The organism is Pseudomonas sp. NFIX28 (genome assembly GCF_900107395.1).
Classification (GTDB): domain Bacteria; phylum Pseudomonadota; class Gammaproteobacteria; order Pseudomonadales; family Pseudomonadaceae; genus Aquipseudomonas.
Map to the genome: position 1 here is coordinate 345879 of NZ_FNPW01000004.1, position 23981 is coordinate 369859.

General features: G+C 59.4%; 24 protein-coding genes and 1 tRNA gene. 12 read left to right on the top strand and 13 right to left on the bottom strand.

Going from position 1 to position 23981, the window contains the following annotated elements; genetic code table 11:
• Window positions 1-10 precede the first annotated feature (10 nt).
• Entirely contained in the window at window positions 11-2902 is a 2892-nt protein-coding gene (locus tag BLV20_RS10385; protein ID WP_092300636.1) for a ribonucleoside-diphosphate reductase subunit alpha, read from the top strand.
• A 246-nt stretch (window positions 2903-3148) separates the two neighbouring features.
• On the opposite strand, the gene flgE is transcribed toward BLV20_RS10385, so the two are convergent.
• The 6 genes from flgE to BLV20_RS10415 all read right to left on the bottom strand — a co-directional run bounded on the left by flgE (window position 3149) and on the right by BLV20_RS10415 (window position 8149).
• Window positions 3149-4474, bottom strand: coding sequence for a flagellar hook protein FlgE (gene flgE, locus BLV20_RS10390; RefSeq protein WP_092300639.1), 1326 nt, complete (start codon window positions 4472-4474; stop codon window positions 3149-3151).
• 30 nt (window positions 4475-4504) lie between these two features.
• Window positions 4505-5233 (bottom strand): flagellar hook assembly protein FlgD, encoded by a 729-nt coding sequence (gene flgD / locus BLV20_RS10395; protein WP_092300642.1) that lies wholly within the window; start codon window positions 5231-5233, stop codon window positions 4505-4507.
• 15 nt (window positions 5234-5248) lie between these two features.
• Complete coding sequence (gene flgC, locus BLV20_RS10400; protein WP_092300645.1) at window positions 5249-5692, bottom strand: flagellar basal body rod protein FlgC; 444 nt, start codon at window positions 5690-5692, stop codon at window positions 5249-5251.
• 3 nt (window positions 5693-5695) lie between these two features.
• Window positions 5696-6103 (bottom strand): flagellar basal body rod protein FlgB, encoded by a 408-nt coding sequence (gene flgB / locus BLV20_RS10405; protein WP_092300648.1) that lies wholly within the window; start codon window positions 6101-6103, stop codon window positions 5696-5698.
• A gap of 241 nt (window positions 6104-6344) precedes the next feature.
• Window positions 6345-7172: a protein-glutamate O-methyltransferase CheR gene (gene cheR, locus BLV20_RS10410; RefSeq protein ID WP_092300651.1), complete on the bottom strand. Its 828-nt coding sequence runs from the start codon at window positions 7170-7172 to the stop codon at window positions 6345-6347.
• A gap of 44 nt (window positions 7173-7216) precedes the next feature.
• The gene (locus tag BLV20_RS10415; protein WP_092300654.1) at window positions 7217-8149 is read right to left on the bottom strand and encodes a chemotaxis protein CheV; all 933 of its coding nucleotides are present in this window, start codon (window positions 8147-8149) and stop codon (window positions 7217-7219) included.
• Window positions 8150-8223: 74 nt separating this feature from the next.
• Here BLV20_RS10415 and flgA point away from each other — a divergent pair, with 74 nt between their 5' ends.
• From flgA to BLV20_RS10435, 4 genes are all read left to right on the top strand, one after another.
• The gene (gene flgA / locus BLV20_RS10420) at window positions 8224-8985 is read left to right on the top strand and encodes a flagellar basal body P-ring formation chaperone FlgA (protein WP_092300657.1); all 762 of its coding nucleotides are present in this window, start codon (window positions 8224-8226) and stop codon (window positions 8983-8985) included.
• Window positions 8986-9135: 150 nt separating this feature from the next.
• A complete protein-coding gene (gene flgM / locus BLV20_RS10425) occupies window positions 9136-9456 on the top strand; it encodes a flagellar biosynthesis anti-sigma factor FlgM (protein ID WP_092300660.1) in 321 nt (106 codons plus the stop codon).
• A 49-nt stretch (window positions 9457-9505) separates the two neighbouring features.
• The gene (locus BLV20_RS10430) at window positions 9506-9973 is read left to right on the top strand and encodes a flagella synthesis protein FlgN (RefSeq protein ID WP_092300663.1); all 468 of its coding nucleotides are present in this window, start codon (window positions 9506-9508) and stop codon (window positions 9971-9973) included.
• A gap of 95 nt (window positions 9974-10068) precedes the next feature.
• On the top strand, window positions 10069-10815 hold the full coding sequence (locus BLV20_RS10435) for a flagellar brake protein (protein ID WP_092300666.1): 747 nt from the start codon (window positions 10069-10071) through the stop codon (window positions 10813-10815).
• Window positions 10816-10874: 59 nt separating this feature from the next.
• Here BLV20_RS10435 and BLV20_RS10440 read toward each other — a convergent pair whose 3' ends face one another.
• The 4 genes from BLV20_RS10440 to BLV20_RS10455 all read right to left on the bottom strand — a co-directional run bounded on the left by BLV20_RS10440 (window position 10875) and on the right by BLV20_RS10455 (window position 16129).
• Window positions 10875-12257 carry an MFS transporter gene (locus BLV20_RS10440; RefSeq protein ID WP_092300670.1) on the bottom strand — a complete coding sequence of 461 codons (1383 nt, stop codon included), beginning with the start codon at window positions 12255-12257 and terminating at the stop codon, window positions 10875-10877.
• Between the two features lie 69 nt (window positions 12258-12326).
• Window positions 12327-13568, bottom strand: a complete 1242-nt coding sequence (locus BLV20_RS10445) for a glutamine synthetase family protein (RefSeq protein ID WP_175540171.1) — start codon at window positions 13566-13568, stop codon at window positions 12327-12329.
• Between the two features lie 267 nt (window positions 13569-13835).
• Window positions 13836-14528, bottom strand: coding sequence for a sensor histidine kinase (locus BLV20_RS10450; RefSeq protein ID WP_092300676.1), 693 nt, complete (start codon window positions 14526-14528; stop codon window positions 13836-13838).
• Entirely contained in the window at window positions 14525-16129 is a 1605-nt protein-coding gene (locus BLV20_RS10455) for a tetratricopeptide repeat-containing response regulator (RefSeq protein ID WP_092300679.1), read from the bottom strand. The genes BLV20_RS10450 and BLV20_RS10455 overlap by 4 nt, the downstream gene beginning before the upstream one ends.
• A gap of 382 nt (window positions 16130-16511) precedes the next feature.
• Here BLV20_RS10455 and BLV20_RS10460 point away from each other — a divergent pair, with 382 nt between their 5' ends.
• The 4 genes from BLV20_RS10460 (at window position 16512) to BLV20_RS10475 (ending at window position 20604) form a co-directional block, all read left to right on the top strand.
• Window positions 16512-17444 carry a phytanoyl-CoA dioxygenase family protein gene (locus tag BLV20_RS10460; RefSeq protein WP_092300682.1) on the top strand — a complete coding sequence of 311 codons (933 nt, stop codon included), beginning with the start codon at window positions 16512-16514 and terminating at the stop codon, window positions 17442-17444.
• A gap of 75 nt (window positions 17445-17519) precedes the next feature.
• Window positions 17520-19088, top strand: a complete 1569-nt coding sequence (locus BLV20_RS10465) for a glycosyltransferase family 61 protein (protein ID WP_092300685.1) — start codon at window positions 17520-17522, stop codon at window positions 19086-19088.
• Entirely contained in the window at window positions 19085-19483 is a 399-nt protein-coding gene (locus BLV20_RS10470; RefSeq protein WP_092300688.1) for a sugar 3,4-ketoisomerase, read from the top strand. Before BLV20_RS10465 ends, BLV20_RS10470 begins: the two co-directional genes overlap by 4 nt.
• The gene (locus BLV20_RS10475) at window positions 19480-20604 is read left to right on the top strand and encodes a DegT/DnrJ/EryC1/StrS family aminotransferase (RefSeq protein ID WP_092300691.1); all 1125 of its coding nucleotides are present in this window, start codon (window positions 19480-19482) and stop codon (window positions 20602-20604) included. Before BLV20_RS10470 ends, BLV20_RS10475 begins: the two co-directional genes overlap by 4 nt.
• A 19-nt stretch (window positions 20605-20623) precedes the next feature.
• Here the strand turns inward: BLV20_RS10475 and BLV20_RS10480 are convergent, their stop codons facing one another.
• Both BLV20_RS10480 and BLV20_RS10485 read right to left on the bottom strand, forming a co-directional pair.
• Window positions 20624-21802: an ankyrin repeat domain-containing protein gene (locus BLV20_RS10480; RefSeq protein ID WP_092300694.1), complete on the bottom strand. Its 1179-nt coding sequence runs from the start codon at window positions 21800-21802 to the stop codon at window positions 20624-20626.
• A 98-nt stretch (window positions 21803-21900) separates the two neighbouring features.
• A tRNA-Arg gene (locus BLV20_RS10485) sits at window positions 21901-21977 on the bottom strand.
• A 298-nt stretch (window positions 21978-22275) separates the two neighbouring features.
• Here BLV20_RS10485 and BLV20_RS10490 point away from each other — a divergent pair.
• Window positions 22276-22512: a hypothetical protein gene (locus tag BLV20_RS10490; RefSeq protein WP_092300697.1), complete on the top strand. Its 237-nt coding sequence runs from the start codon at window positions 22276-22278 to the stop codon at window positions 22510-22512.
• A gap of 25 nt (window positions 22513-22537) precedes the next feature.
• Entirely contained in the window at window positions 22538-22717 is a 180-nt protein-coding gene (locus tag BLV20_RS10495) for a PA3371 family protein (RefSeq protein ID WP_092300700.1), read from the top strand.
• Here the strand turns inward: BLV20_RS10495 and phnN are convergent.
• Window positions 22692-23276 carry a phosphonate metabolism protein/1,5-bisphosphokinase (PRPP-forming) PhnN gene (gene phnN / locus BLV20_RS10500; RefSeq protein WP_092300703.1) on the bottom strand — a complete coding sequence of 195 codons (585 nt, stop codon included), beginning with the start codon at window positions 23274-23276 and terminating at the stop codon, window positions 22692-22694. The two genes, BLV20_RS10495 and phnN, sit on opposite strands and share 26 nt — an antisense overlap.
• A gap of 378 nt (window positions 23277-23654) precedes the next feature.
• On the opposite strand from phnN, the gene BLV20_RS10505 reads away from it, so the two are divergent.
• The gene (locus BLV20_RS10505) at window positions 23655-23981 is read left to right on the top strand and encodes an Arc family DNA-binding protein (protein WP_003178899.1); all 327 of its coding nucleotides are present in this window, start codon (window positions 23655-23657) and stop codon (window positions 23979-23981) included.

The window sequence follows — 23981 nt, forward strand, 5'->3', positions numbered from 1 at the left end:
GGAGACACCCATGCAAACCGACACAACTCGCGAGAACCCGCAGGCCAAAGCGCCGCAGGCTGCCGATTCCAATCTGGATCTGTCTGCCACCGCGCCTGGCCAATTGCGAGTGATCAAGCGTAACGGCACTGTCGTTCCTTACACCGATGACAAAATCACCGTCGCCATCACCAAAGCGTTTCTCGCAGTTGAAGGCGGCACCGCTGCCGCTTCGTCGCGGATCCACGACACCGTCGCTCGCCTGACCGAGCAGGTCACCGCCACATTCAAGCGTCGCATGCCTTCGGGCGGCACCATCCACATCGAAGAGATCCAGGACCAGGTCGAGCTGGCCCTGATGCGCGCCGGCGAGCAGAAAGTTGCCCGCGACTACGTGATCTACCGTGACTCGCGCGCCAAGGAGCGCGCCACCCGCACTCCGAGCGAAGAGCCGGTGCAGGCTCACCCGTCGATCCGTATCACTCGCGCCGACGGCAGCTTCGCGCCACTGGACATGGGCCGCCTGAACACCATCGTCACCGAAGCCTGCGAAGGCCTGGAAGAAGTCGACGGCGACCTGATCCAGCGCGAAACCCTGAAGAACCTCTACGACGGCGTAGCGCTCAAAGACGTCAACACCGCCCTGGTGATGACCGCGCGCACCCTGGTAGAGCGCGAGCCGAACTACTCGTTCGTGACCGCCCGCCTGCTGATGGACACCCTGCGCGCCGAAGGCCTGAGCTTCCTGGAAGTGGCCGAGAGCGCCACCCACCACGAGATGGCCGACCTGTACGCCAAGGCTCTGCCGGCCTACGTCGCCAAAGGTATCGAGTTCGAACTGCTGAACCCTGTGCTGGCTGAATTCGACCTGGAAAAACTCGGCAAGGCGATCAACCACGAGCGCGACCAGCAGTTCACCTACCTGGGCCTGCAGACCCTGTACGACCGCTACTTCATCCACAAGGACGGCGTGCGCTTCGAACTGCCACAGGTCTTCTTCATGCGCGTGGCCATGGGCCTGGCGATCGAAGAAAAACAACGCGAAGACCGCGCCATCGAGTTCTACAACCTGTTGTCGTCCTTCGACTACATGGCTTCGACCCCGACCCTGTTCAACGCCGGTACCCTGCGTCCACAGCTGTCGAGCTGCTACCTGACCACCGTGCCGGACGACCTGTCGGGCATCTACGGCGCCATCCACGACAACGCCATGCTGTCGAAATTCGCTGGCGGCCTGGGCAACGACTGGACTCCGGTACGTGCATTGGGTTCGTACATCAAGGGCACCAACGGCAAGTCCCAGGGCGTCGTGCCATTCCTGAAAGTAGTGAACGACACCGCCGTAGCCGTGAACCAGGGTGGCAAGCGCAAAGGCGCTGTGTGTGCCTACCTGGAAACCTGGCACATGGACATCGAAGAGTTCATCGAGCTGCGTAAGAACACCGGTGACGATCGCCGTCGTACCCACGACATGAACACCGCCAACTGGATTCCCGACCTGTTCATGAAGCGCGTCTTCGACGACGGCAAGTGGACCCTGTTCTCGCCATCGGAAGTGCCGGACCTGCACGACCTGACCGGCAAGGCCTTCGAAGAGCGCTACGAGTACTACGAAGCCCTGTGCGAATACGGCAAGATCAAGCTGTTCAAGACCATCCAGGCCAAAGACCTGTGGCGCAAGATGCTGTCCATGCTGTTCGAAACCGGCCACCCTTGGCTGACCTTCAAGGACCCATGCAACCTGCGCAGCCCGCAGCAGCACGTGGGCGTGGTCCACAGCTCGAACCTGTGCACCGAGATCACCTTGAACACCAACAAGGACGAGATCGCCGTTTGCAACCTGGGCTCGATCAACCTGCCGAACCACATCGTCGACGGCAAGCTGGACACCGCCAAGCTGCAACGCACCGTGAACACCGCCGTGCGCATGCTCGATAACGTGATCGACATCAACTACTACTCGGTGCCACAGGCGAAGAACTCCAACTTCAAGCACCGCCCAGTGGGCCTGGGCATCATGGGCTTCCAGGACGCGCTGTACCTGCAGCACATCCCTTACGGTTCCGACGCCGCCGTCGACTTCGCCGACAAGTCCATGGAAGCGGTCAGCTTCTACGCGATCCAGGCTTCCTGCGACCTGGCCGACGAGCGTGGCGCCTACGAGACGTTCCAGGGCTCGCTGTGGTCCAAAGGCATCCTGCCGCTGGATTCGCAACAGATCCTGATCGAAGCCCGTGGCCAGAAGTACATCGATGTCGACCTGAACGAAACCCTGGACTGGGCACCGGTGCGCGCCCGTGTACAGAAAGGTATTCGTAACTCCAACATCATGGCCATCGCACCGACCGCAACCATCGCCAACATCACCGGTGTGTCGCAGTCGATCGAACCGACCTACCAGAACCTGTATGTGAAATCGAACCTGTCGGGCGAATTCACCGTGATCAACCCGTACCTGGTTCGCGACCTCAAGGCTCGCGGCCTGTGGGACTCGGTGATGATCAACGACCTGAAGTACTACGACGGTTCCGTGCAGCAGATCGAGCGCATCCCGCAGGAGCTCAAGGAGCTCTACGCGACTGCCTTCGAAGTGGAAACCAAGTGGATTGTCGACGCTGCCAGCCGTCGCCAGAAGTGGATCGACCAGGCTCAGTCGCTGAACCTCTACATCGCCGGCGCTTCGGGCAAGAAGCTCGACGTGACCTACCGCATGGCTTGGTACCGTGGCCTGAAAACCACTTACTACCTCCGTGCCCTGGCCGCGACCAGCACCGAGAAGTCGACCATCAACACCGGCAAGCTGAACGCTGTTTCCAGCGGCGGCAACCACGGTGACGACTCGGTCCTGGCCGCTCCGGCAGGTCCTGCTCCAGTGCCGAAGGCTTGCGCCATCGACGAGCCGGATTGCGAAGCTTGCCAATAAGCTGAGCCGACAGGCGCCACCCGGCGCCTATCCGACCCCCCCGACAGGCCCCCGGCCTGCCGGGGGTTTTCTTTTGCCCGGAAAAAAGCCGCCGCCTCCCTCCTCCGCGGCTGCTACCGGAGCGTCTTGACTCATCGCGAGCAAGCTTCGCTCCTACAGAAGCAGATTGCGCTGGATGAATCTTGCGGGCACAAAAAAGCCCCTGCGACGAGGGGCTTTTTTTCGAGCGCTGTCAGCCAGCCATTATCAGGTCATCTGAATAATGGTCTGCATGATGGTGCTCTGGGTAGAGATGGTCTTGGCGTTCGCCTGGTAGTTGCTCTGGGCCTTGATCAGGTCCACCAGTTCGCTGGTCAGGTTGACGTTCGACTCTTCCAGGGAGTTGGACACCACCGAACCCAGGGTGCCGGTTTGCGGAGCGTCGTAGCCCGGCACGCCCGAGGCGTAGGTTTCTCTCCAGCTGGTGCCGCCTACCGGCTGCAGGCCTTGTTCGTTGGTGAAGCTGGCCAGGGAGATCTGGCCGATGGCCTTGTTCTGGCTGTTGCTGAAGTTGGCGAACAGGGTACCGGTGCCGTCGATGGTCAGGTTGGTGATCTGGCCAGTGGCGTAGCCGTCCTGCACCGGCAGCGAACGCGCGGTATCGGCGTTGAACTGGGTGGTGCTGGTCATGGAGATGGTCACGCCGCCGGCATTGGCGCTGGCACCGTTGGCCTTCCACACACCATTGGTCACAGTGCCGGGCACCCAGCCCGCGAGGGTCAGGTTGTTGCCCGGATTAGGCGTGGTGGCAGGCGGAGTGATGACCGAAACCAGTTTGCCGGAGGCGTCGAAAGTCATGGTCGAGGCCACTGGAGCCGTAGCGCCGGTGGTGGTCGGAGCGGAGCCATCAAGGTTGCGACCATCGACCAGGGTGTAGGTCTTCCAGGTGTTGGCACCGGTTTTCACCATGTACTGGTCCAGCTTGTGCTCGTTGCCCTGGCTGTCATAGATCGGCGTACTGAACTGCTTGGTGTAGGTTTCCACCTTGGTCGGATCGAAGGCGAAACCTGTCACGCTCTGGTCAATGACCGGCGCGGTGGAATTCAGGTTGATGGTCGAGGAAACCGAGCCGGTGGCCTTGGGCGACAGGTTCGAGGTGTCGATGCGCAGGTCGGTCAACACGCCGTTGATGATCTTGCCGTTGCCATCGACCGCATAACCTTGCAGGCGGGCAGTGCCGTCGGTATTGGTGATGTAGCCGTCCTTGTCGGTCTTGAAGGTACCGGCACGGGTGTAGGTCAGCGAGCCGTTGTCGCTCAGCACGAAGAAACCCGAACCCTGGATACCCATGTCCAACACATTGCCGGTGTTGTTCACGTCACCCTGGCCGAACTGCTGGGAAACGTTGGCCAGGCGCACGCCATTGCCCACGGTCTTGCTGCCGGTGCCCAGCTTGGTGGCCGAATAGACGTCGGCGAATTCGGCACGGGACGATTTGAAGCCGGTGGTCGCCACGTTGGCGATGTTGTTGCCGGTCACGTCCAGTTGCTTGTTGGCAGCATAGAGACCGCTAAGGCCGATATTGAAAGACATATTCCACTCCTTGTGCCGCGTTAGTCGGCTCTAGATACCAATGGTTTGAACTTTGGAGAGCGCCACGGCGCTACTCTGCCCCGCGAGGTTCAACATCAACTCACCGCCGGTCTGGCTGATGGTGACGCTGTTGACCGTCGCCGGCAGGTAGGTGACCAGGGCAGTCGCCTTACCGTCGATCGTTGTGCTGGCCTTGAAGGTGTAGTTACCCGGATCGGCCTTGGTACCGTCAGTCTTGGTACCGTCCCAGACGAAGCTGGTGTTGCCGGCTTTCTGGCTTCCCAGATCGAGGGTCTTGACCGTCTTGCCATCCTTGTCGGTGATGGTCACGGTGAGGCCGCTCACACTGGCGGGAACCGTCACCGAGCCGGTCATGCTCTTGGTGGTGTCGACCTGCGTGGTGCCGGTCTGCACGATCACCGAACGCCCGACCAGCGAGGAAGCCTGCAAGGCTTGCGAAGACTTGTAGTTGCCCGCGATCGCCGTGACCGAATCGTTCAGCGTGGTGATGCCTTCCAGGCTGCTGAACTGCGCCAGCTGGGCAACGAACTCGCTGTTGTCCTGCGGATCCAGCGGGTTCTGGTTTTTCAGCTGGGTCACCAGCAGCTTCAGGAACGCATCCTTGCCCAGGGCGTTCTTACCAGTGGTACTGTTGGTTGCCGCCGCCAGGCCATCGTTGCTGGTGGTCGTGGTTTTCTTCGAGGAGTTCGCAAGGATCTCCTTGAGCGTCAGGCCACTGGTGGTATCGGTAACACTCATCTGAGTCGCCCCTTATCACTGACCGAGGGTCAGGACCTTCTGCATCATGGTTTTGGCGGTGTTCATCATTTCTGCGTTGGTCTGGAACGAACGGCTGGCGGAAATCATGTCGGCCATTTCTTCCACCACGTTGACGTTGGGGTAGTAGACATATCCCTTGCCGTCGGCTGCCGGATGGTTAGGCTCGTAGCGCGCCTCGAGGTTGCTCTGGTCCTCGACCACACCCAGCACCTGGACGCCCTGGCCGGCCGCGTCCTGGTTCTGGAACAGCGACTGGCTGCCGCCGCTTTGCGCGCCCTGGAACATGGTGGCGAACACCGGGTGGCGCGCGCGGTAGGTCTGGTCGATGCTCGAAGAGACCGTCTCGGCGTTGGCGATGTTACTGGCGACGGTGTTCAGGCGAGTGGTCTGGGCACTCATGCCACTACCGGCAATATTGAAAACACTGGCGAGGGACATGGATTACTCTCCGCGCAGGGCTGACACCAGCCCTTTGAATTTGCTGTTGAGCAGCGTGAAGCTGGCCTGGAAGTTCACCGAGTTCTCGGCGTAGTTCGACTGTTCCAGTTGGGCATCCACGGTGTTCTGGTCGATCGATGGTTGCATCGGCGTGCGGTACAGCAACGACTCGTCGCCGTTGCCCAGGCCTTCGGCCTCGATGTGCCGGCTGTTGGTCATGTTCAGGGCAAAGGTGCCGTTCTTGGCTTTCTCGTTCTGCTCGGCGAGCACGGCAGAGAAGTCCAGATCCCGAGCCTTGTAGTTCGGGGTATCGGCGTTGGCGATGTTGTTGGCCAGCACCTCGGCACGCTTGGCGCGAAAGCCAAGAGCCTGTTCATGAATGCCAAGCGCTTTATCGAAGCTGATGCTCATGTCGGAAACCTTCGACCAGATTTTTCGTAAGCAGGACATAGCAAGCTGCGTGCCAAGTGGTCAAAGCCCGTAAATCAAGGCTTTGCGGGGCAGCGGCAAGGCGGCAATGCCAGAAAAGCGGCAAGGCATTTCCGCGAAACGTCAGCAAAGCGGCAATGCGCCGCTTGCCGCCCACTCCCGCTGACGAAATCGCAGGCACAAAAAAAGAGGCCCGCAGGCCTCTTTTTCGACAACACCAACTTTACTTCGCCTGGTAGATGATCCCAGGGCTGCATTGCACCATCTGGTAGTGGTCCGGCAATCCGTTGAGCGCCTCGGAAGCCCCGAGAAACAGGTAACCACCCGGCTTCAAGGTGCTGTGGATACGCATCAGGATGTCCTTCTTCACTTCGGCGGAGAAGTAGATCAGCACGTTGCGGCAGAACACGATGTCGAACTTGCCCAGGCTGGCATAGCTGTCCAGCAGGTTGAACGAGCGAAACTCGACACGGCTCTTGATCGGCGCCTTGACCACCCAGCGCCCCGGCCCCTTGGGGTCGAAATAGCGCTGCAGGCGGTCGGCCGACAATCCGCGGCCGATCGCCAGGCTGTCGTACTCGCCGGTCTTGCAGTTGTTCAGCATGGTGCCGGACAGGTCGGTGGCAACGATCTGCACCCCCATCTTCAACTGCCCCAGGTTGGCCTTCTCGAACTCGTCGATCGACATGGACAGCGAATAAGGTTCCTGCCCCGAGGAACAGGCCGCCGACCAGATACGCAAGCGCTGGTTGGGACTGGCCTTGATCGCCTCCGGCAAGACCTTGTTCTTCAACACCTCAAATGGATAGGTATCGCGAAACCACAGGGTTTCGTTGGTCGTCATGGCATCGACCACCATCTCCCGCAAACCGCTGCGCGGCTGGCCCTGGATGCGCTGAACCAACTCCCCGAGGGACTTGATACCTTGCTGCTCCATCAGTTTGTTGAGACGGCTCGACACCAGATATTGCTTGTTCTCGCCCAGCAAGATCCCACAGGCTTTTTCCAGGAATACCCGGAACTGTTCGAAATCCAAATTACCCGTAGACAATGATGCCGCCTCTTAAATCGTGTGACCGCCAGGGATGGATATCCCTAGCTGTTATCTGCTGCTTTGATCCGGTCGACAACCCGGGATGCCAGGTCATCAGGACGAAACTTGGCAAGGAAGTCATCGGCACCGACCTTCTTCACCATCGCCTGATTGAATACACCTGACAACGAAGTATGCAGGATGATGTGCAGCTTTTGCATGCGTGGATCGTTGCGTATTTCGGCCGTGAGGGTGTAGCCGTCCATCTCCGGCATCTCGATGTCGGAGATCATCATTAGAAACTCTTCTTCAGGTTTCTTGCCCTCGTCGACCAGCTTGCGCAGGTAATCCAGCGCCTGCCGGCCGTCGTTCAAGGCCACCACTTCGACCCCCACGGTCTGCAGGCAACGCGTGACCTGCTTGCGCGCCACCGACGAGTCGTCGACCGTCAGCACCCGCAGGGAAACAGCCTTGTGCTGAGTCTCGACATCCACCACGCCCACCGAAATGGTCTCGGGCGTCGGGGCCACCTCGGCCAGCACCTTCTCCACATCGATGATTTCCACCAACTGATTGTCAACCCGCGTCACCGCCGTCAGGTAGTGATCGCGCCCCGTCCCCTTGGGTGGCGGATGGATCTCCTCCCAGTTCATGTTGACGATGCGCTCGACCGACCGCACCAGGAACCCTTGGGTCTTGGTGTTGTACTCAGTGATGATGACAAAGGGGTTGCTCAGATCCTGCAACCCGCCCGAACCGGTGGCCATTGCCAGGTCCAGGATCGGGATGGTCGCCCCTCGAATATTCGCGACACCGCACACCACAGGATTGGATTTGGGCATCAACGTCAGTTTGGGGCATTGCAGCACCTCCCGAACCTTGAACACGTTGATCCCATAAAGCTGCTGCCCGTCGAGACGGAACAACAACAGCTCAAGGCGATTCTGCCCTACCAATTGCGTGCGCTGGTTCACCGAATCCATTACACCAGCCATGCCCAGACTCCCCAAAGCTCAAGATCCGACGCGCGCTCATTGCTAAACGGCACGGCGCTTGCTTTTTAACTGTTATGAACGCCAAAACGACATTTTCCCGACGCCTGACATCAAATTACCGCAGATTGCTGTACGGGCTGTCGGCGTTGTTTTTTTTAAACCCTGGGCATCCTGCCGTTGCTGACCCGGTAACCCTGCCTGATCTACTTATCGGCGTCACTCAGGGGTTTCTTGAATTCACCGTAGAAGACTATCTGGCAACCAGTCAAACGCCGGGGCGCTACGAGATCCAGGTCAATCAGCTCGACCCGCGCCTGCGCATGCCGCACTGCGACAAGGAATTGACAGCGACCCTGGAAAGCCCGGCACAACCGCTGGGACGCGTGACCGTCCGCGTGCGCTGCGACGGCGCTTCGCCCTGGACCGTGTTCGTGCCTGCCCAGGTCAAGCTGTTCCGCGAAGTGGTGACCACTACCCGGCCACTCAAGCGCGCCGGCATCATCAGCCCCGAGGACGTGATGCTGCGCGAACGTGATATCGGCCAGATCAACCAGGGCTACCTGACCTCGGTGGACCAGGCCATCGGGCAGAAACTTGTCCGACCAATGGTCGCCGACCAACTCATCACCCTGGTTCACCTGGAACAGGCAGAAGTGGTGCGCAAAGGCGATCAGGTGGTGATCTCCGCCCGCAGCGGCACACTGAACGTCAAGATGCCCGGCGAAGCCCTGTCCAATGGCGGCATGAGCGAGCAGATACGGGTCAAGAACCTCAATTCACAACGGGTCATCAAAGCGCGGATCACCGCGCCGGGACAGGTGGAAGTCGCTATGTAGACGACTGGCGCTGTGCCTTGTTGCCCCCTAAACTGTGGCCCATGCAGGGCAACAGCGGCGCGCGTGGGCTTATCGATATTCGAGCCTAAAGTTTTCCGGGGTATTGCCGAAAACAAGTCAAGCGTCCAAATACCCAGAGGTTTTTTTACCATGGTCATCGATTTCAGCCGTTTAAACAGCTCTCCCTCACTCGCCGGCAGCACGCGCACCAGCGCCAGCAAGGAAACCGGCGACGCCGACAAGTCCGCGCCGCTGAACGCTCCGGCCGAACAGGCCAGCACCAGCGGGGAGTCGGTACACCTCAGCAATGAGGCTCAACAGTTGCAGAAGATCACTGACAAGCTGCGCGACCAGCCTGCGGTCGACAACGCCCGCGTGGCCGAGTTGAAGCAAGCGATTGCCGATGGCAGCTATAAAGTCGACAGCAACCGTGTAGCCAGCAAACTGCTCAATTTCGAAGCCCAGCGCTAGCCAAGAGGCCTGCGCCAGTTTTTTGGACGCTTAAAACCCAAGGCCATACATGCACGACACTAATTTGCTGCAACTGATCACTGACGACTTTGCTCCAGCTCAACAACTGCTGGAATTGTTGCGCACCGAATCCCTCGCCCTGCACGGTCGCGACATGCCGCTGCTGGAAGAGATTCTGGCGCAGAAGCAAGCGCTGATCATTTTGCTCGAGCAGCATGGCCGCAAACGCAGCGAAATCCTTGCCAGCCTGAATCTTCCTGCCAGCCGGGCCGGCCTGGAACAACTGGCCAGCCATTCTTCGATTGGCGAGCAGTTGCTGGCCCAGAGTGACGCACTGACCCAGATGCTTGCCGATTGCCAGGCGGCGAACGAACTCAACGGTCGCTCGATCCAGGTTCAACAGGCCACCACCGCCAATCAACTGAAAATCCTCACCGGTGGCGAGCCTCCAGCCCTCTATGATGCCCGTGGCTCTACCGCCAAGCTGGCCAAGCCTCGCCCGCTTAGCCAGGCTTGACCGCAGGGATGAGCGCGCCCTATCAAGTCGCGGAACATGCTGGCAAAATGCCAGACCCTGCGAGTAGTCGTATTTTGTCTGGAGATTGATGAACCGTGTTCAATGCCGTAAACGCAGAAGATGCGCCGCAGCCACCCAAGGTGCTCACCACCCCCTTGGAAATCAGCTCCACGCTGCGCTTGCTGCAAGACAGCCATGACCCGCTGATCATCACTTTCCACGAACGCAGCCAGCGCTTTCAGAGCTATCTGGTCGAGATCGATCGTGACAGCGACATGATCGCCCTGGACGAAATGATCCCCTGCGATGGCGAACGCTTCATGCTCGCCGGCGAACCTTTTCGTGTCGAAGGCTTTCACGATGGCGTGCGCATCGCCTGGGAAAGCAATGGCATCCCGACCATCGACGACGCCAACGGCGGACGCTGCTACCGCGGCACCCTGCCCGACGAAGTGGTCTATCACCAGCGCCGCAACGCCTTTCGCGCAGCCCTGAAGCTGGCCCAACTGGTCGACATCGAGTTGGCAGGCGAAAAACTCAAGGCGCCGAGCGCCGGCAAATTGCTGGACATCTCCGCCACCGGCTGCAAGCTGCGCTTCGATGGCGATATCTCCGGTCGCCTGCAACTGGGCCAGGTCTACGAGCGCTTTGTCGCCGCCCTGCCCTTCGGCAGCATGACCGCGCCAGTGGAACTGCGTTACCTGCATTACGAAGAGAAGATCGACACCACCTTCGCCGGCGTGCGCTTCCATAACATGAGCGGCCTGGTCCAGCGCCAGGTCGAGCGATTCGTCTATCAGTTGCAACGCGAAGCCCGGCGCTTCGACAAAGACGACCTCTGACATTCGAGCGTCGATAAAAAACGGGCAGTCCCTTGCGGCGACTGCCCGTTTTTTTGTTTCTAGGGCCTGGCCCCACTGAATTGATCAAGCCCTGAATCATCCGGCTCCGGCCGCGACTCCTCAGCATCGACCTCATCCTCGCCAGGCGTCTCGAGCGGATGCTCGGGCTCCGGCGTGCTGGTCTGCTGCATCTGGTCCTGCACCACCTGCTCGTCGACCCGAGGGTCGAGCGCAGCCACCAATGGCGAACTGGACATGCTGTCCGGCATCGCCACGTGATGCAGCGGCGCATCATCGACCTGATGCAGGTTGGTCACGGCTTTCGGCCGTATGCGCCAAACCAGTACCACGGCGAAGAAACTGAAAAACGCATACAGCATCTGGCTGCCGAACAACTTCATCAGCACCCCCGCCACCAACGGCCCGACACTCGCCCCCACGCCGTAGGTCACCAGCAGCATCGCGGTCAACGAGACCCGCCGATCGCCTTCGACATGGTCGTTGGAAAACGCCACCGCCAACGGATACAGGCAGAACTGCACCAGCGAACACAGGAACCCCAGGACGAACAACATCTCCAGCGGCACCTGCGGCATGATTGCCAACGGCAAGGCCACGACTGCCAGGAAGCAGGCAAAACAGCGAATCAACAAGGCCCGGTCGTAGCGGTCGGACAGCCACCCCAACGGCCACTGCACCACCAGACCAGCAAAAATGCAGCTCCCCATGAACAAGCCGACCTGCTCGGTAGTCAGGCCCTGCTGGGATGCATACAGCGGCGCCAGGCCATAGAACGAGCCGACGATCAGCCCCGACCCGAGCACCGTGCTCAGCGACTGCGGAACGCGTTTGATAAAGAAGCGCGGCTCCATGGGCGCGGGATGCAAGGGCGCCGGGTGAATTCGCCGGGTCATGGCCACCGGCACCAGGCACAAGGCAAAACACAGGGCCACCAGCATCAGCAGCTCAAGCCCGAGGGCCGGGTGCATGACCAGAATCAACTGCCCCAGGACCAGGCCCAGGTACGAGGCAATCATGTAGCCGCTGAACACCAGCCCGCGCTGCTTGGCGTCGGCCTGCTCGTTGAGCCAGCTTTCGATGACCATGTACTGGCACATCATGCCCAGGCCGACGATCATCCGCAGCACCAGCCAGGCCGGCAACCAGTCCACCAGGCCATGGCCCAGCACCGCCGCGCCGACGATCCCGGCACACGTTGCATAGGCGCGGATATGACCGACCCGGGCGATCAGGCGGTGGCCGATTTTCCCGCCCAGCACCAGGCCGAAATAGTTGGCCGCCATCAAGGCACCCACCCATAACCCGTCGACATTATCGGCGGCCAGGCGCAACGCCAGATAGGTACTGAGCAAGCCCGAGCCGATCAACATCATCAGCGAGGCGAAATAAAGCGCTCGAAAGGATTTCCAGATTTGGCGCATCGGCGTTCCGAGCGGCTCCTTGAATGAGTGCCGGGCCACCTGAACGATAGCCCGACTGCGACGGTTCGGTTAAGCCTGGGCCGCTAAGACACGCCGCTCCCAGGGAGTTATTTCATCAAAGAAACTGGTCAACTCCATGGTCTTCGAAGCGACATAACCTTCGATGAACTCATTGCCGAACAATTCCTTGGCCAACTGGCTACGCTTCAGACGCTCGAGAGCGGCATGCAAGGTACAAGGCAACGATAAACTGTCCGGCACGGCAAATTCACCCTGAATCGCCGGCGCCGGTTCCAACTCGTTCTCGATGCCGTGCAAACCTGCCGCCAGGCTCGCGGCAATCGCCAGATACGGGTTGGCATCGGCGCCTGGCAAGCGGTTCTCGACCCGTCGCGCCACCGGCGAGCTGGCCGGGATACGCAAACCTGCCGCCCGATTGTCATGGGACCAGCAGGCATTGTTCGGCGAAGCGTAAGGATGACACAGGCGCTGGTAGGAATTGACGTTCGGTGCAAACAGCGCGGTGAAGTCAGCCATGCCTGCCTGCAGCCCGCCAATGAAATGGCGGAACATCGCGGTCGGTTCGCCGGCTTCGTCGCTGAACACGTTTCGCCCCGTGGCCGACTCGACCAGGCTTTGGTGAATATGCATCGAACTGCCCGGCGTATGGGCCAGCGGCTTGGCCATGCACACCACGGTCAGGCCATGCTTGAGCGCCACTTCCTTGAGCAGGTGCTTGAACAGGAATGTCTGGTCGGCCAGCAACAGTGGATCGCCATGCAGCAGATTGATCTCGAACTGGCTGACGCCCATTTCATGCATGAAGGTATCGCGCGGCAGGCCCAATGCCGCCATGCAGGCGTAGACCTCACTGAAAAACGGCCGCAAGCCGTTGTTGGAACTGACGCTGAATGCCGAATGCCCGTCTTCGCGACGACCGTCCAGGCCAAGGGGCGGCTGGAAGGGTTGGGTCGGATCGGTATTGGGAGCAAACACGAAGAACTCCAGCTCGGTCGCCACCACGGGCGCCAGGCCGCGAGCGGCGTAGCGCGCAATGACCTGTTTGAGCTGGCCGCGGGTGGACAGGCGCGAGCTTTCGCCGCTCAATTCATCCGCATCGCAAATCGCCAGGGCCCGCGGTTGCGAGCTCCAGGGCAGGCGATGAATTTGCTGTGGGTCGGCATTGAGCGCCAGGTCGCCGTCGTCACTGCCGTAGAAACGCGCGGGCGGATAGCCCCCCATGATGCATTGCAGCAGCACCCCGCGGGCCATCTGCAGACGCCGCCCTTCGAGGAAACCCTCGGCGGTCATCACTTTGCCTCGTGGCACGCCGTTCAGATCCGGAGTGACACATTCAATCTCGTCAATGCCCGTCAATCGCTGTGCGAGTGAACTGCGGCCATCGGTTGTCATGACTCAATCCTTGTTGTTGTACGAGCCGAGAACGGCGACCCGTACAAAATAGGCTCCGGCTGTTCGGAATATCAAGCAGCCTCGAACAAAAAGCCCGCGGATTGGACACACAGTCAGAACTACGGCGAAGCGCCTGCCAGGCCGGCAAGCGCTGCAACACCGACCTCAAGGCAGGTAGAGACTGAACACACCGCCACCCAGGGGGCCGCCATTGCCGATCTCGGTGCGCCCACGCACACCGTTGCGCTGATGCAGCGCGGCAATGCGTCCGGCGAAGTACAGCCCCAGGCCGGTGCTGCCGCTGCTGTGATTGATGCCTTGAACGTAGTCGGCCTGGTTGTCGATCATCTGCTGCGGATAACCCTCGCCATCGTCGTTGATGGTCAGCACCGTTTGCCCGCCTTCATCGTGCACGCTGATGAGCAATGCATGGCGCGCATAACGAATGGCGTTGTTGATGCAGTTGGCCAGGACCGACGCGACCAGTTCCCGATCGAAAAACCCCAGGGGGGTCAAAGGGTCGACTTCATAGGTCGCGGCGATGCCACGGCTGACGAACACATCCTGATGGCTGGCCAATTGTGCTTCGATGAAATCATCCAGTTCGTGGTAGCCCGGCTGCACCGGCAACTGGTTGACCCCCAGTTTGTAGAGCCCCAGCAGCTGTACCAGCATACCGTTGAGGTGGGCGAATTCGAATTCCATCACCCCCTGCTCCGGCGTGCCCTGCTGCGCCTGCGGCAGTCTTGCCAGCCACTGGGCATGGGCCTGCATGAGCAGGGTCAAGGAGTTCTTCATGTCGTGCACGGTAGAGGCGATCACCGTGGAAAAGTCGAGAGCCTGTTCGTGGGTATTCATTCGCCAAACGCCTTGCTTCGCAGCTTCTGATAACGCGGATAACGCGCGTCGGTATCGGGCATCAAGCCGACCATTTTCAGGCAGGTGCGGCACTCTTCCAGCAGTGCCGTGTCCTGGGTGATGTCGGTGCCGTGCAATAGCGACTGCGCCATGTTCAGGGCAATACTGATGTTTTTCGGTTGCATGGCCAGGGCCCGACGGAACAGGTCCCGGGCTTCGCCCAGCGCGCCAGCCTTGTAACTGCGCACACCCTGGCGGTTCATGTCGGCCGCGGCGTTGGCGGAGTTGAGGATCGCCGGGTCATCGGTGAGCTTGGCAATGCCTTCCATCACCTTCGGATCGTCGCCGTAGATTTCCGCACAGTTTTTCAGCATCGACGCGCCGGCATTGGTCTGCCCCAGCATCTGCAACTGCTTGGCTACCAGCAACGCAGCCTCCGGGCTCATGAACTGCTCCATCCCATCCAGGCGCAGCATCGCCTGCTCGGTGAGTTTTTCCGCCGTTTCAGCATCGTTGAGCAACAGGCTGGTGGCCTTCATCAGCCGCGCGCGAATCTGCAGCCCCGGGTCGCTGGGGTTTTCCTTGGCCACCGCACTCAGGGTGCTGTTGATTTCCAGGCGCGCGCGGGTATCCAGGCCCTTTTCGCTGCCTTTGCTGATCAACGCATGCGCCAGGCCAAGGTTGCTTTCCGGGTCCTTGAAACGCGATTGCGCGCCTTGCGATACCGCCTGGCGATAGGCCCTGGAAGCGGTGTCGAAGTCTTCGTTGGTCATCGCCAGCTTGCCCAGCAGCGCCTGTCGGCGCACGGCCAGCGGCGACAGGCGCACCGCCTCCTCCAGCACACTCTGGGCGCGCTTGGAGTCGCCTTCGGCAACCAGCACATCGGCCATGCCATCGTAGAGCGCCGGCATCATCGGGAAGACCTTCAAGGCCTTTTCATAGGTGGCCTTGGCCTGGGTCACCTGACCTCGCTTGAACTGCAGGCGCCCCAGGCCGACATAGGCCCACGGCAACGGGCGATCCGCCAGAATGCTTTCGTACAGCCGCTCCAACGCCTCGTTCTGATTCATGTCACGCAGGGCATCGGCCCGGTAGCGCAGGCACAACGGCGAATAGCGCGGGTCCTGCTTGCACAGGGCGATGCAGGCGTTGAGCACTTCCACCGGCTTGCCGCGATCGAGCGCCTGCAGGATCGGCTTGAGCAGCGATTTGCGCTGCTGCAATCGCTCCAGCCGCTGAGCCAGGCTGGAACGGTTGAAAGGCTTGGTCAGATAGGCGTCCGGCTCATGCTCGAGGGCGCTGAGCACCATCGACTGGCTGGTCTCGGCGGTGACCATGAGAAATACGCTTTCGTGGCTGATCAGCTTGTCGGTCATCAGGTCTTCGAGCACCTGCTGGCCGTTTTTCTTGCCGTCACCCAAGTGGTAGTCCTGCAGGATGAAGTCATAGCGCTTTTGCGCGCACATGCGCAGCGCCTGCTCGCCTGTATCGGCAGTGTCTACGTCCTTGACGCCCAACTCACGCAGCATGGACCGGACGGAACTGCGGAAATCCGAGAAATCATCGACGATCAAAAAGCTTTTTTGGTGGTACGCCAGCATCGAAGATTCCAGACCCATAAAAAAATGAAGCCCGCGGCATCGGCAGGACAAGCCCAAGGTCATGCCTTGCTGCACACGGACAACGATAATGGCCACAGGCCATCAATGCATTCTACATCAACCCGCGATAACGCCCGCCTGCTCGCGCCGGGCACTTGGTCGATGGCCCAGTCATTTGACCTGCAACAACATTCCAGGGGTTATCGGCCGAATCTGACGTTCCCTTATAGATAGTTGCCAAAACCATTCGATATCCTTGCTCGCGCCGCCCGCCAGCCCCGGAGACGGCAAAATCCATCGGAATTCAGCTGTGCGGCATCAACTTTAAGCCAGCCACGCCGATACCTTGCAGACAGACAGCAACAGTCAAAACGAGCGCAACATGCAAACCTGTATCCAAAACCTCATCGACCAGGGCGCCCATATTTTTGGCGAGATACTGGACGTTGACCGCACGCAGGCGCTGTACCGCGAAATGATCGCCGCACGGGCCTTCGGTGCCGGGTTGTTCATGGACGAGGCTGAATACCTGGCCCAGGAAAACCACCTCAACGCCAACCCGAACAAGACCTTCAACTTCCTCAATGCCTTCGAGCCGCAGCTGCAATTCATCGAGCAGGATCCGCACCTCGGCGCGATCCTCGACGAAGTGCTCGGCGCCGATTATGAGGTGGTGATCAAGAAAGCGGTGTGCGGGGTACCGGACTCATGGCTGCCGGACTGGGTGCGGGAAAGAATCCGCGATGTGAACGTGGCGAACCTGGGGCCGTATATCAAAAAGCCCTTTCGCGACATCACCTACTTTCGCGGGATCGATTTTCACCAGGACATCATCGACTGGCCCCAGGGCCGGGTGGAACTCGACCCTTCGACCTTTTTGACCTTGTATGTGTACCTGCACGACGTCACCGAAAACGACTCGCCCCTGCACCTGATGCCTGGCACTCACCGTTTTGGCGCCACGCTGTTCCCTCACCGGCTGGAACACCAGGCGCACGATCTGTGGACTTACGCCGACGATAACGGGCAGCAGATGACCTGCCGGGATTACCGGCTGACAGGCGGGCCGGGTTACGTCGGGCTCTGGCACAACTGCACCTTGCATGGCACGCAACCGGTCGCCAACGAATCGGAACAGTTCCGCCTGTCGCTGCGCTACTTGCTGGGCAAGTCCCGCAGCCACACCGGCAAGACCGCGATCGACACCATCAACGCAGCGATCCAGGGCGAGCTGCAACCGGCAATGACCCGGCGCGACCTGAACGCCAAGGGCATCGCCCAGATCAAGGGCAACATCATCAATAACAACGGCTAGGCGTCACCGCTTGTAGTGAACAGGCGAACCCTCTGAGTGACGATCCAGCGGTAGCACCAGCAAGACGAGGTCTATGTGGCGACAGGTTTTGGACAGAAAGCGCGGGTGCTGATATTCGGTACCGGCGCCGGCGGTATCAATTTCTACAAGTACAACCGCCGCCGCTACCGGGTGATCGGCTTCGTCGATAACAACCAGCAGAAGCACGGCCAGCGCCTGTTCGGAAAGTTGATCCATGCGCCGCAACAATTGAGTGCGCTGGCTTTCGACAAGATCATCATCGCCAGCGACTATTACCGCGAGATCTACCCGCAGCTCACCGACAACCTGGCCATCAACGAGCAACAGATCGAAGTCTTCCACGGCGCGCTGATCAACTCGCAACTCCCATGGCTCCAGCGTATGGGTAAACGCCTGGAGCACCTGGGCTATGAACGCATGTGCAAGCAGCCTGGGCTGATCAGCGATCTGTTGTATCGGCTGTTTTTTCGCCGCCAGGACACTCGGCGCCTGGCCTTGCGCTGGCTGGATGAAAGCGACGAGCACAAGGTCCATGTATTTCGCCCGAGCCAGCAAGGCAGCAGCCAGCCACCCCGGTTCATCCATCAATCGAGCCCGGCGATTTCCCTGGAATTACCTGAGATCGCCCTGTACCACTTCCGTCAGGGGCAAGTCTGTTCGGTCTCCCGCTCGGTGATACTGCCAGGCGAGCAACTGGTGCTGGAGCGAGTGCCCACGGCAAAGTCCCTGGATGCCGACTATAGTGCTGCGCACCTGCTCTACCACGGCCAGCGCCTGGGCCTGGTCAGGACCGGCAAACCTGTGGAGCTGGAAAAGGGCCTGCTGATCAGCGGCTGTAATGAACAGAACTATTACCACTGGACGGTAGAAGTGCTGTCGCAATTGCAATTCGTGGCCGAGCTGCCACCGCGCTATGCGGACTATCCACTGCTGATTTCCAAGAGCAGCCAGAACATCCCTTCGATCAAGGCCTTGATCGAGGCGATCGGCGTCGACCGTCCGCTGGTGCTCCTGGACAACATCACCAGCTATCAGGTGGCCGATCTGCTGTTGATCAGCGCGCCCAACAATATGATTCCGAACTTCAAGGGCGTGGCGCAGAACAGTGCCCACAGCGGCTTCGCCCGCCCGGAGTCGATCCATTTCCTGCGTGAAAAAGCCCTGCGCCTGGCCCGGGACATTCCCACCAGCGAACTGCCAAAAAGAGTATTCCTGGCCCGCAAGGGTTTTCTCAGGCATTACAACCAGGCCGAGATCCTCGAGCTGCTGGAACCTTATGGCTTTACTTGCGTGTACATGGAAGAACAGGACATCAGCCATCAGGTGGCGATCATGGCCAATGCCGAAGTGATAGTCGGCCCGACCGGCGCAGCCTGGACCAATCTGATCTTTGCCTCGCAAAACGCCCGCGCGTTGTGCTGGATGGCCGAGGAATACGCGCAGCTGTCGTGCTTTTCCAACCTGGCGGCGATCGTCGGCGTAGAGATGGATTACATCGCTTACCGGGTCGGCTCGACCGACTCCAGAGAGCTGTACTACCGCAATTATCGGGTCGACGCGAAGAGCGTTGAAAACTGGCTGCAACAGCATCTGTCGAAACGGCTCGAGGGGGAAACCCGATGAAGATTCATATTCTGCCGCTCCAGACTCACGGCGATGATCGCGGCTCGCTGATCGCCCTGGAAGAAGGGAAAAACATCCCCTTTCCGGTCAAGCGGGTGTACTACATGTTCAATACCGGCGAAGGGGTTCGTCGCGGCTACCACGCCCATAAGACGCTCAAGCAGGTGGCGATCGCCGTACGCGGTTCGTGCCGCTTTCTGCTCGATGACGGCCAGGAAAAAATCGACATCACGCTGGACAACCCTTGCCAGGGCCTGCTGATCGAATCGTTTATCTGGCGCGAAATGTATGACTTTTCTCCAGACTGCGTGCTGATGGTCCTGGCCGATCAACTCTACGAAGAAGGCGATTATGTCCGGGACTATGCCCAGTTTCTGGATATGGTCGGGCAATGATTCTGATGATGAATATTCCGTTCCTGGATTTGAAAGGCATCAACCACGAATATGCCGAGCAGCTCAAAGCCGCTTGCAACCGGGTGATCGATTCCGGCTGGTACCTGATAGGGCGCGAACTAGAGCAGTTCGAGGCGGCCTTTGCCGATTACTGTGGCAGCCAGCACGCAATCGGCGTCGCCAATGGCCTGGATGCCCTGACCCTGGTCCTGCGCGCCTGGAAAGAACAAGGCAGGCTGCGGGCCGGCGATGAAGTGATAGTGCAGAGCAACACCTTTATCGCGACCATCTCGGCCATTCTGGAAAACGATCTGGCGCCGATCCTGGTGGATGTGGACCCAAGCACCCACAACCTGGAAATCGAGGCCGTCGAAAAGGCGATTTCGCAAAGAACCCGCGTGATCCTGCCGGTGCATCTTTACGGGCAACTGTCGCCGATGCCGCAAATCATGGCGTTGGCGCGCAAGCATGGCCTGCTGGTGCTGGAAGATGCCGCCCAGGCCCATGGCGCCGAACTGGCCGGACGCAAGGCCGGCAGCTGGGGCGATGCCGCGGCGTTCAGCTTCTATCCTGGCAAGAATCTCGGCGCCCTGGGCGACGGGGGGGCCGTCACCACCAACGACGCCGAACTGGCGGCCCTGGTCCGGGCACTGGGCAACTATGGTTCGCGCATCAAGTACCAGCACGACTATCAGGGGGTGAACAGCCGCCTCGATGAAATCCAGGCCGCCATGCTGGGAGTGAAGCTCGCCCACCTGGACAACGATACGGCTCGTCGACGCAGCATCGCCGACTACTACAACGAACACATCCAACACCCCGGAATCAGCCTGCCTTCGGTCACGACAGCCGGCGCCCATGTATGGCACCTGTATGTCATTACCTGCCCCTGGCGCGATCAACTGAAGGCGTATCTGGCCGAGCGCGGTATTCAGTGCCTGGTCCACTATCCGCTGGCGATCACCGAGCAGCAGGCCTACCGCGACCTGGCCAAGACCTCCCAGGCATCCCGGGCGCCGCTGCATGATTCGGTCCTGTCATTGCCGATCTACCCGACGCTGAGCCTGGAACAACAGCGCTACATTGTCACCGCCATCAACCAGTTCAGCGCGCCGCACTGACCGGCCGGTTGCGAGGTGCCTAGCAAGCGCCTCGCAACCGGGCAAATTGTTCGTCGGTCACATAATCGGCAAGTGCCCGGCCCGTATAGTCCGCAGCATCCGGATTCGCGCCCTTGCGTAGCAACAACTGAAAGGTTTTACGACAACGCCCAGCCAGGTAGGCGTCCTTGGCATACATCAAGGGCGTGGTGCCTTTGTTATTAGTTCGCTCCGGGTCGGCACCTTGTTGCAACAGCCAGTCCACCACCTCATAGGCACCTGCATAACTGGCGACGATCAGCGGCGTCCAGCCCTGCGAGTTGGCATCGTTGTAACCGGCAATGTTGGCCTGCAATGCCTGCACCGCCTGCAAATCGCCCCGCTCGCAAGCCTTGAGCATCTCCGGCAATCGATCAAAGTTCAGCCGGACGTCGTAATCGATGGTGCAGAGCTCGACATAGTCCTCGGTTGCGTTGATCAGGGTCCCGGCCTTGAATTGGGAACGCCCGGGCAGGATCGTCGCCGAAACCACCGGCTTTCCATCCCACTGCAGGAACTGATATTCACGAAAGGCGAACGCCCGGACTTTGTTGCGCAGTGACCACGCCGTCGACAGCAGATCGATTTTCAACGCGCCATAGTCAATGGCATTTTTTGAGAAATAACTCGCGTCCACCGCACTCTGCGGCTCTGCTCTGACCTCACCATCGACCAACCTGGCAAACCACTGATCCAGCAACTGGCCGGCATGCCGATTAAAGGCGAAATAGAGATCGCGACAGGTCCACCAGGAGGCAATCGGGAATACCTGCTGCGCAACGATATCCCCGGTGTCGATACCCGGGTCGATCAAATGCAAAGTCACCCCTGCCTCGGCCCGGGATTCCAGCAACGGCCAGACCGAGGTAAACATGCCCTTGTATTCCGGCAGCCTCGAGAAGTGGATATTGAACACCCGACTGATGGAGAAGCGCTGAGGAACGACGATCCGGTCGAACTCCAGGGAGATGAACGCCACGGACGCGATTTCGTAAGCCGTCTCCAGGCTGATTTCGCGTACCCCATATTTCAGCGCCGCCGCCCGCAACGAGCGTTGCCAACCGTCGACACCCGTATCGTTACGGTTGCAGACCACCGCAATTTCATCAGGCGAAAATTGCTGCAGAGCCCGCTCCAGGCCAAACACCGAAATATTGTTTTTTCCTGCAATGACAATCATGGGTGACTCCACAGCATCGAGAACTGCGTGTACCAAACGTAGCCGTTACAACGAAATAGGGACGAGAACCACGTTTGGCTTGAAAGCCCGGATATAGATGGTGTCCCAGGGCAGGTTCGAACTGCCAACCTTCCCCTTAGGAGGGGGATGCTCTATCCAATTGAGCTACTGGGACAAATTGATCACCGCGCAGACTGCTGCGGCGTAAAGGACGGCGTGCATGTTAACGGCCTACCCTGCTTTTGTCATGTTGTGAGCAGGGCTTTTTAACCGGTGGCCGCCCTTAGTCATCAGGCAACTTGCCAGAACCGTCGTGCAAATTGCATCACTGCAAAAAGCCAGCATTGCAGAATGCAATCCAAAGCCACCTTAAAACCACATTAAATCATTGTTTTTAAAGGGTTTAATGTGGTTTAGACTCTTGGCATGCGGGCTGCTTCCTCTCCATGCAAGAACAATGGAGATCAAGCCCCATGAACAGCATCCTTCTTTTATCGAATGCTATCGCCATTGCCGTACTGCTGCTTTTCCACTTTCAGCCCGATGTCGGCGTTGAGCAGAACAACCAGCACCAGACTATGCAGCATCAAGCCCCGCAACTGGCTGTAATGAGCAGCGCGTCGCAGCGACCCATCGCAGCGCAGGCCAGCAATGGCCAGGAAGCCGTTGTTCTACCTGCTCATCCAAGCCCCGAAAGCTGGGTGTTTTAAATATGACCCTATCAGGAGCCTGTTAATGTCCCGACTTGCCAAAGGCCTTCTCATCCTGGCGGTACTCAGTGCCACACTGGGTTGCTTCAGCACTGAAAATACCTTGGGTGACGCGCCCTTGATTGCTTGTGGCGTTTTTTCCGGTTTGTTCCTGCTAGCACTGGCGGTGGGGCGCAAAATCAAATTCGATCCTGTGCTGCGCTGATCCCCTGTTCTCTCAATAGCTTAAGAAATCGCTCAAGCGTGCCGGAGAGTTCACCCGAGTTGTCCAGTAGAAAGACGGACTCTCCCTGCACAGGTCCGTGGTCAGCAGAAAAAAGAGCACTCCTTTTAAGCCTCGCCTCAATCTGCGCAGCGCTTTCGCGACCACGCCTCGTCAATCTTTGCCGCAGCACCTCGACATCCACCGTCAATAAAACGGCCACCAGCTGCGGATAACGCTGACGAGCCTGATCGAGGTAAGCCCTGGAGCCATTGATCAGGACATTGCGTCCGCTGTCCAACCATTCGTCGATTTGCACCGGAATTCCGTAAGCCAGGCCATTGGCCCGCCAGCACAGGGCAAAGGCACCCTGCTGTTCCATGTGCTCGAATTCGTCAGCGCTGACCCCTTGCGCATCCTCCCCCAGGGATTCCGCGGAACGGGTGATGACCCGCCGCACCACATCGCAGCCGAGCTTCGCCAAAGGCCGGCGCGCAGCCTCGATCAGGCTGTCTTTCCCCGACCCGGAAGGCCCCATCAAATAAATCAGTCTGCCTGGCATTGCAAAGACTCCATGGCTCGCAGCCTAGTAAATCGGCAATTTGCCACTATTCTGTACAAGGAGGGAACAATGATCGAAACCGCATACAAGCCCATCTGGCGGCGCACAAGCGCAATGCTACGGACAACAGGACGCGGGCAGATAAGCGGACCTGGCAATCTTTTCAAACCAGTCCGCATTTCTGATAATTGGTGCTGGCATAACGCCTTTACCCAGTTCAATATTTGTCACAGAATTGACGCCAAGGATCTGGCTAACTTGAGGCATGATGCGGGCCTCTTAACAATTCAGGTTGAACATTTGGCAGCAACGCTTGTCCTAACTGACATCCCGCGGCCAATTCCGAGAACCGCTCCCCTGAACTAACCGGTTAAATATATGCGCCCATTGAAACAGGCAATTTATTCCAGCCGTACGGCTGACAAGTTCGTCGTACGTCTACCAGACGGGATGCGTGAACGCATTGCCGAGGTGGCTCGCAATCATCACCGCAGCATGAACTCCGAAATCATCGCGCGCCTGGAGCAGAGTCTTATTCAGGAAGGCGCCTTGGGTGAAGAGCTGAGCATGCGCCTGGACAGCCCAGAGCTCTCCTTGCATGAACGCGAACTGCTTCAACGTTTCCGTCAACTTTCCCACCGCCAGCAGAACGCCCTCGTTTCGCTGATCGCCCATGACGCCGAAATGGCCGCAGACGCATCCTGA

Excerpts from the sequence above, each read along its gene's own strand:
- BLV20_RS10490 (WP_092300697.1), top strand. The coding sequence starts at position 22,276 with ATGAACAGCATCCTTCTTTTATCGAATGCTATCGCCATTGCCGTACTG.
- flgE (WP_092300639.1), bottom strand. The coding sequence starts at position 4,474 with ATGTCTTTCAATATCGGCCTTAGCGGTCTCTATGCTGCCAACAAGCAA.
- flgM (WP_092300660.1), top strand. The coding sequence starts at position 9,136 with ATGGTCATCGATTTCAGCCGTTTAAACAGCTCTCCCTCACTCGCCGGC.
- phnN (WP_092300703.1), bottom strand. The coding sequence starts at position 23,276 with ATGCCAGGCAGACTGATTTATTTGATGGGGCCTTCCGGGTCGGGGAAA.
- BLV20_RS10475 (WP_092300691.1), top strand. The coding sequence starts at position 19,480 with ATGATTCTGATGATGAATATTCCGTTCCTGGATTTGAAAGGCATCAAC.
- flgC (WP_092300645.1), bottom strand. The coding sequence starts at position 5,692 with ATGTCCCTCGCCAGTGTTTTCAATATTGCCGGTAGTGGCATGAGTGCC.
- BLV20_RS10470 (WP_092300688.1), top strand. The coding sequence starts at position 19,085 with ATGAAGATTCATATTCTGCCGCTCCAGACTCACGGCGATGATCGCGGC.
- BLV20_RS10445 (WP_175540171.1), bottom strand. The coding sequence starts at position 13,568 with ATGACCGCCGAGGGTTTCCTCGAAGGGCGGCGTCTGCAGATGGCCCGC.
- BLV20_RS10430 (WP_092300663.1), top strand. The coding sequence starts at position 9,506 with ATGCACGACACTAATTTGCTGCAACTGATCACTGACGACTTTGCTCCA.
- BLV20_RS10450 (WP_092300676.1), bottom strand. The coding sequence starts at position 14,528 with ATGAATACCCACGAACAGGCTCTCGACTTTTCCACGGTGATCGCCTCT.
- BLV20_RS10385 (WP_092300636.1), top strand. The coding sequence starts at position 11 with ATGCAAACCGACACAACTCGCGAGAACCCGCAGGCCAAAGCGCCGCAG.
- BLV20_RS10415 (WP_092300654.1), bottom strand. The coding sequence starts at position 8,149 with ATGGCTGGTGTAATGGATTCGGTGAACCAGCGCACGCAATTGGTAGGG.
- BLV20_RS10480 (WP_092300694.1), bottom strand. The coding sequence starts at position 21,802 with ATGATTGTCATTGCAGGAAAAAACAATATTTCGGTGTTTGGCCTGGAG.
- BLV20_RS10505 (WP_003178899.1), top strand. The coding sequence starts at position 23,655 with ATGCGCCCATTGAAACAGGCAATTTATTCCAGCCGTACGGCTGACAAG.
- BLV20_RS10495 (WP_092300700.1), top strand. The coding sequence starts at position 22,538 with ATGTCCCGACTTGCCAAAGGCCTTCTCATCCTGGCGGTACTCAGTGCC.
- flgD (WP_092300642.1), bottom strand. The coding sequence starts at position 5,233 with ATGAGTGTTACCGATACCACCAGTGGCCTGACGCTCAAGGAGATCCTT.
- BLV20_RS10440 (WP_092300670.1), bottom strand. The coding sequence starts at position 12,257 with ATGCGCCAAATCTGGAAATCCTTTCGAGCGCTTTATTTCGCCTCGCTG.
- BLV20_RS10455 (WP_092300679.1), bottom strand. The coding sequence starts at position 16,129 with ATGCTGGCGTACCACCAAAAAAGCTTTTTGATCGTCGATGATTTCTCG.
- flgB (WP_092300648.1), bottom strand. The coding sequence starts at position 6,103 with ATGAGCATCAGCTTCGATAAAGCGCTTGGCATTCATGAACAGGCTCTT.
- BLV20_RS10460 (WP_092300682.1), top strand. The coding sequence starts at position 16,512 with ATGCAAACCTGTATCCAAAACCTCATCGACCAGGGCGCCCATATTTTT.
- flgA (WP_092300657.1), top strand. The coding sequence starts at position 8,224 with ATGAACGCCAAAACGACATTTTCCCGACGCCTGACATCAAATTACCGC.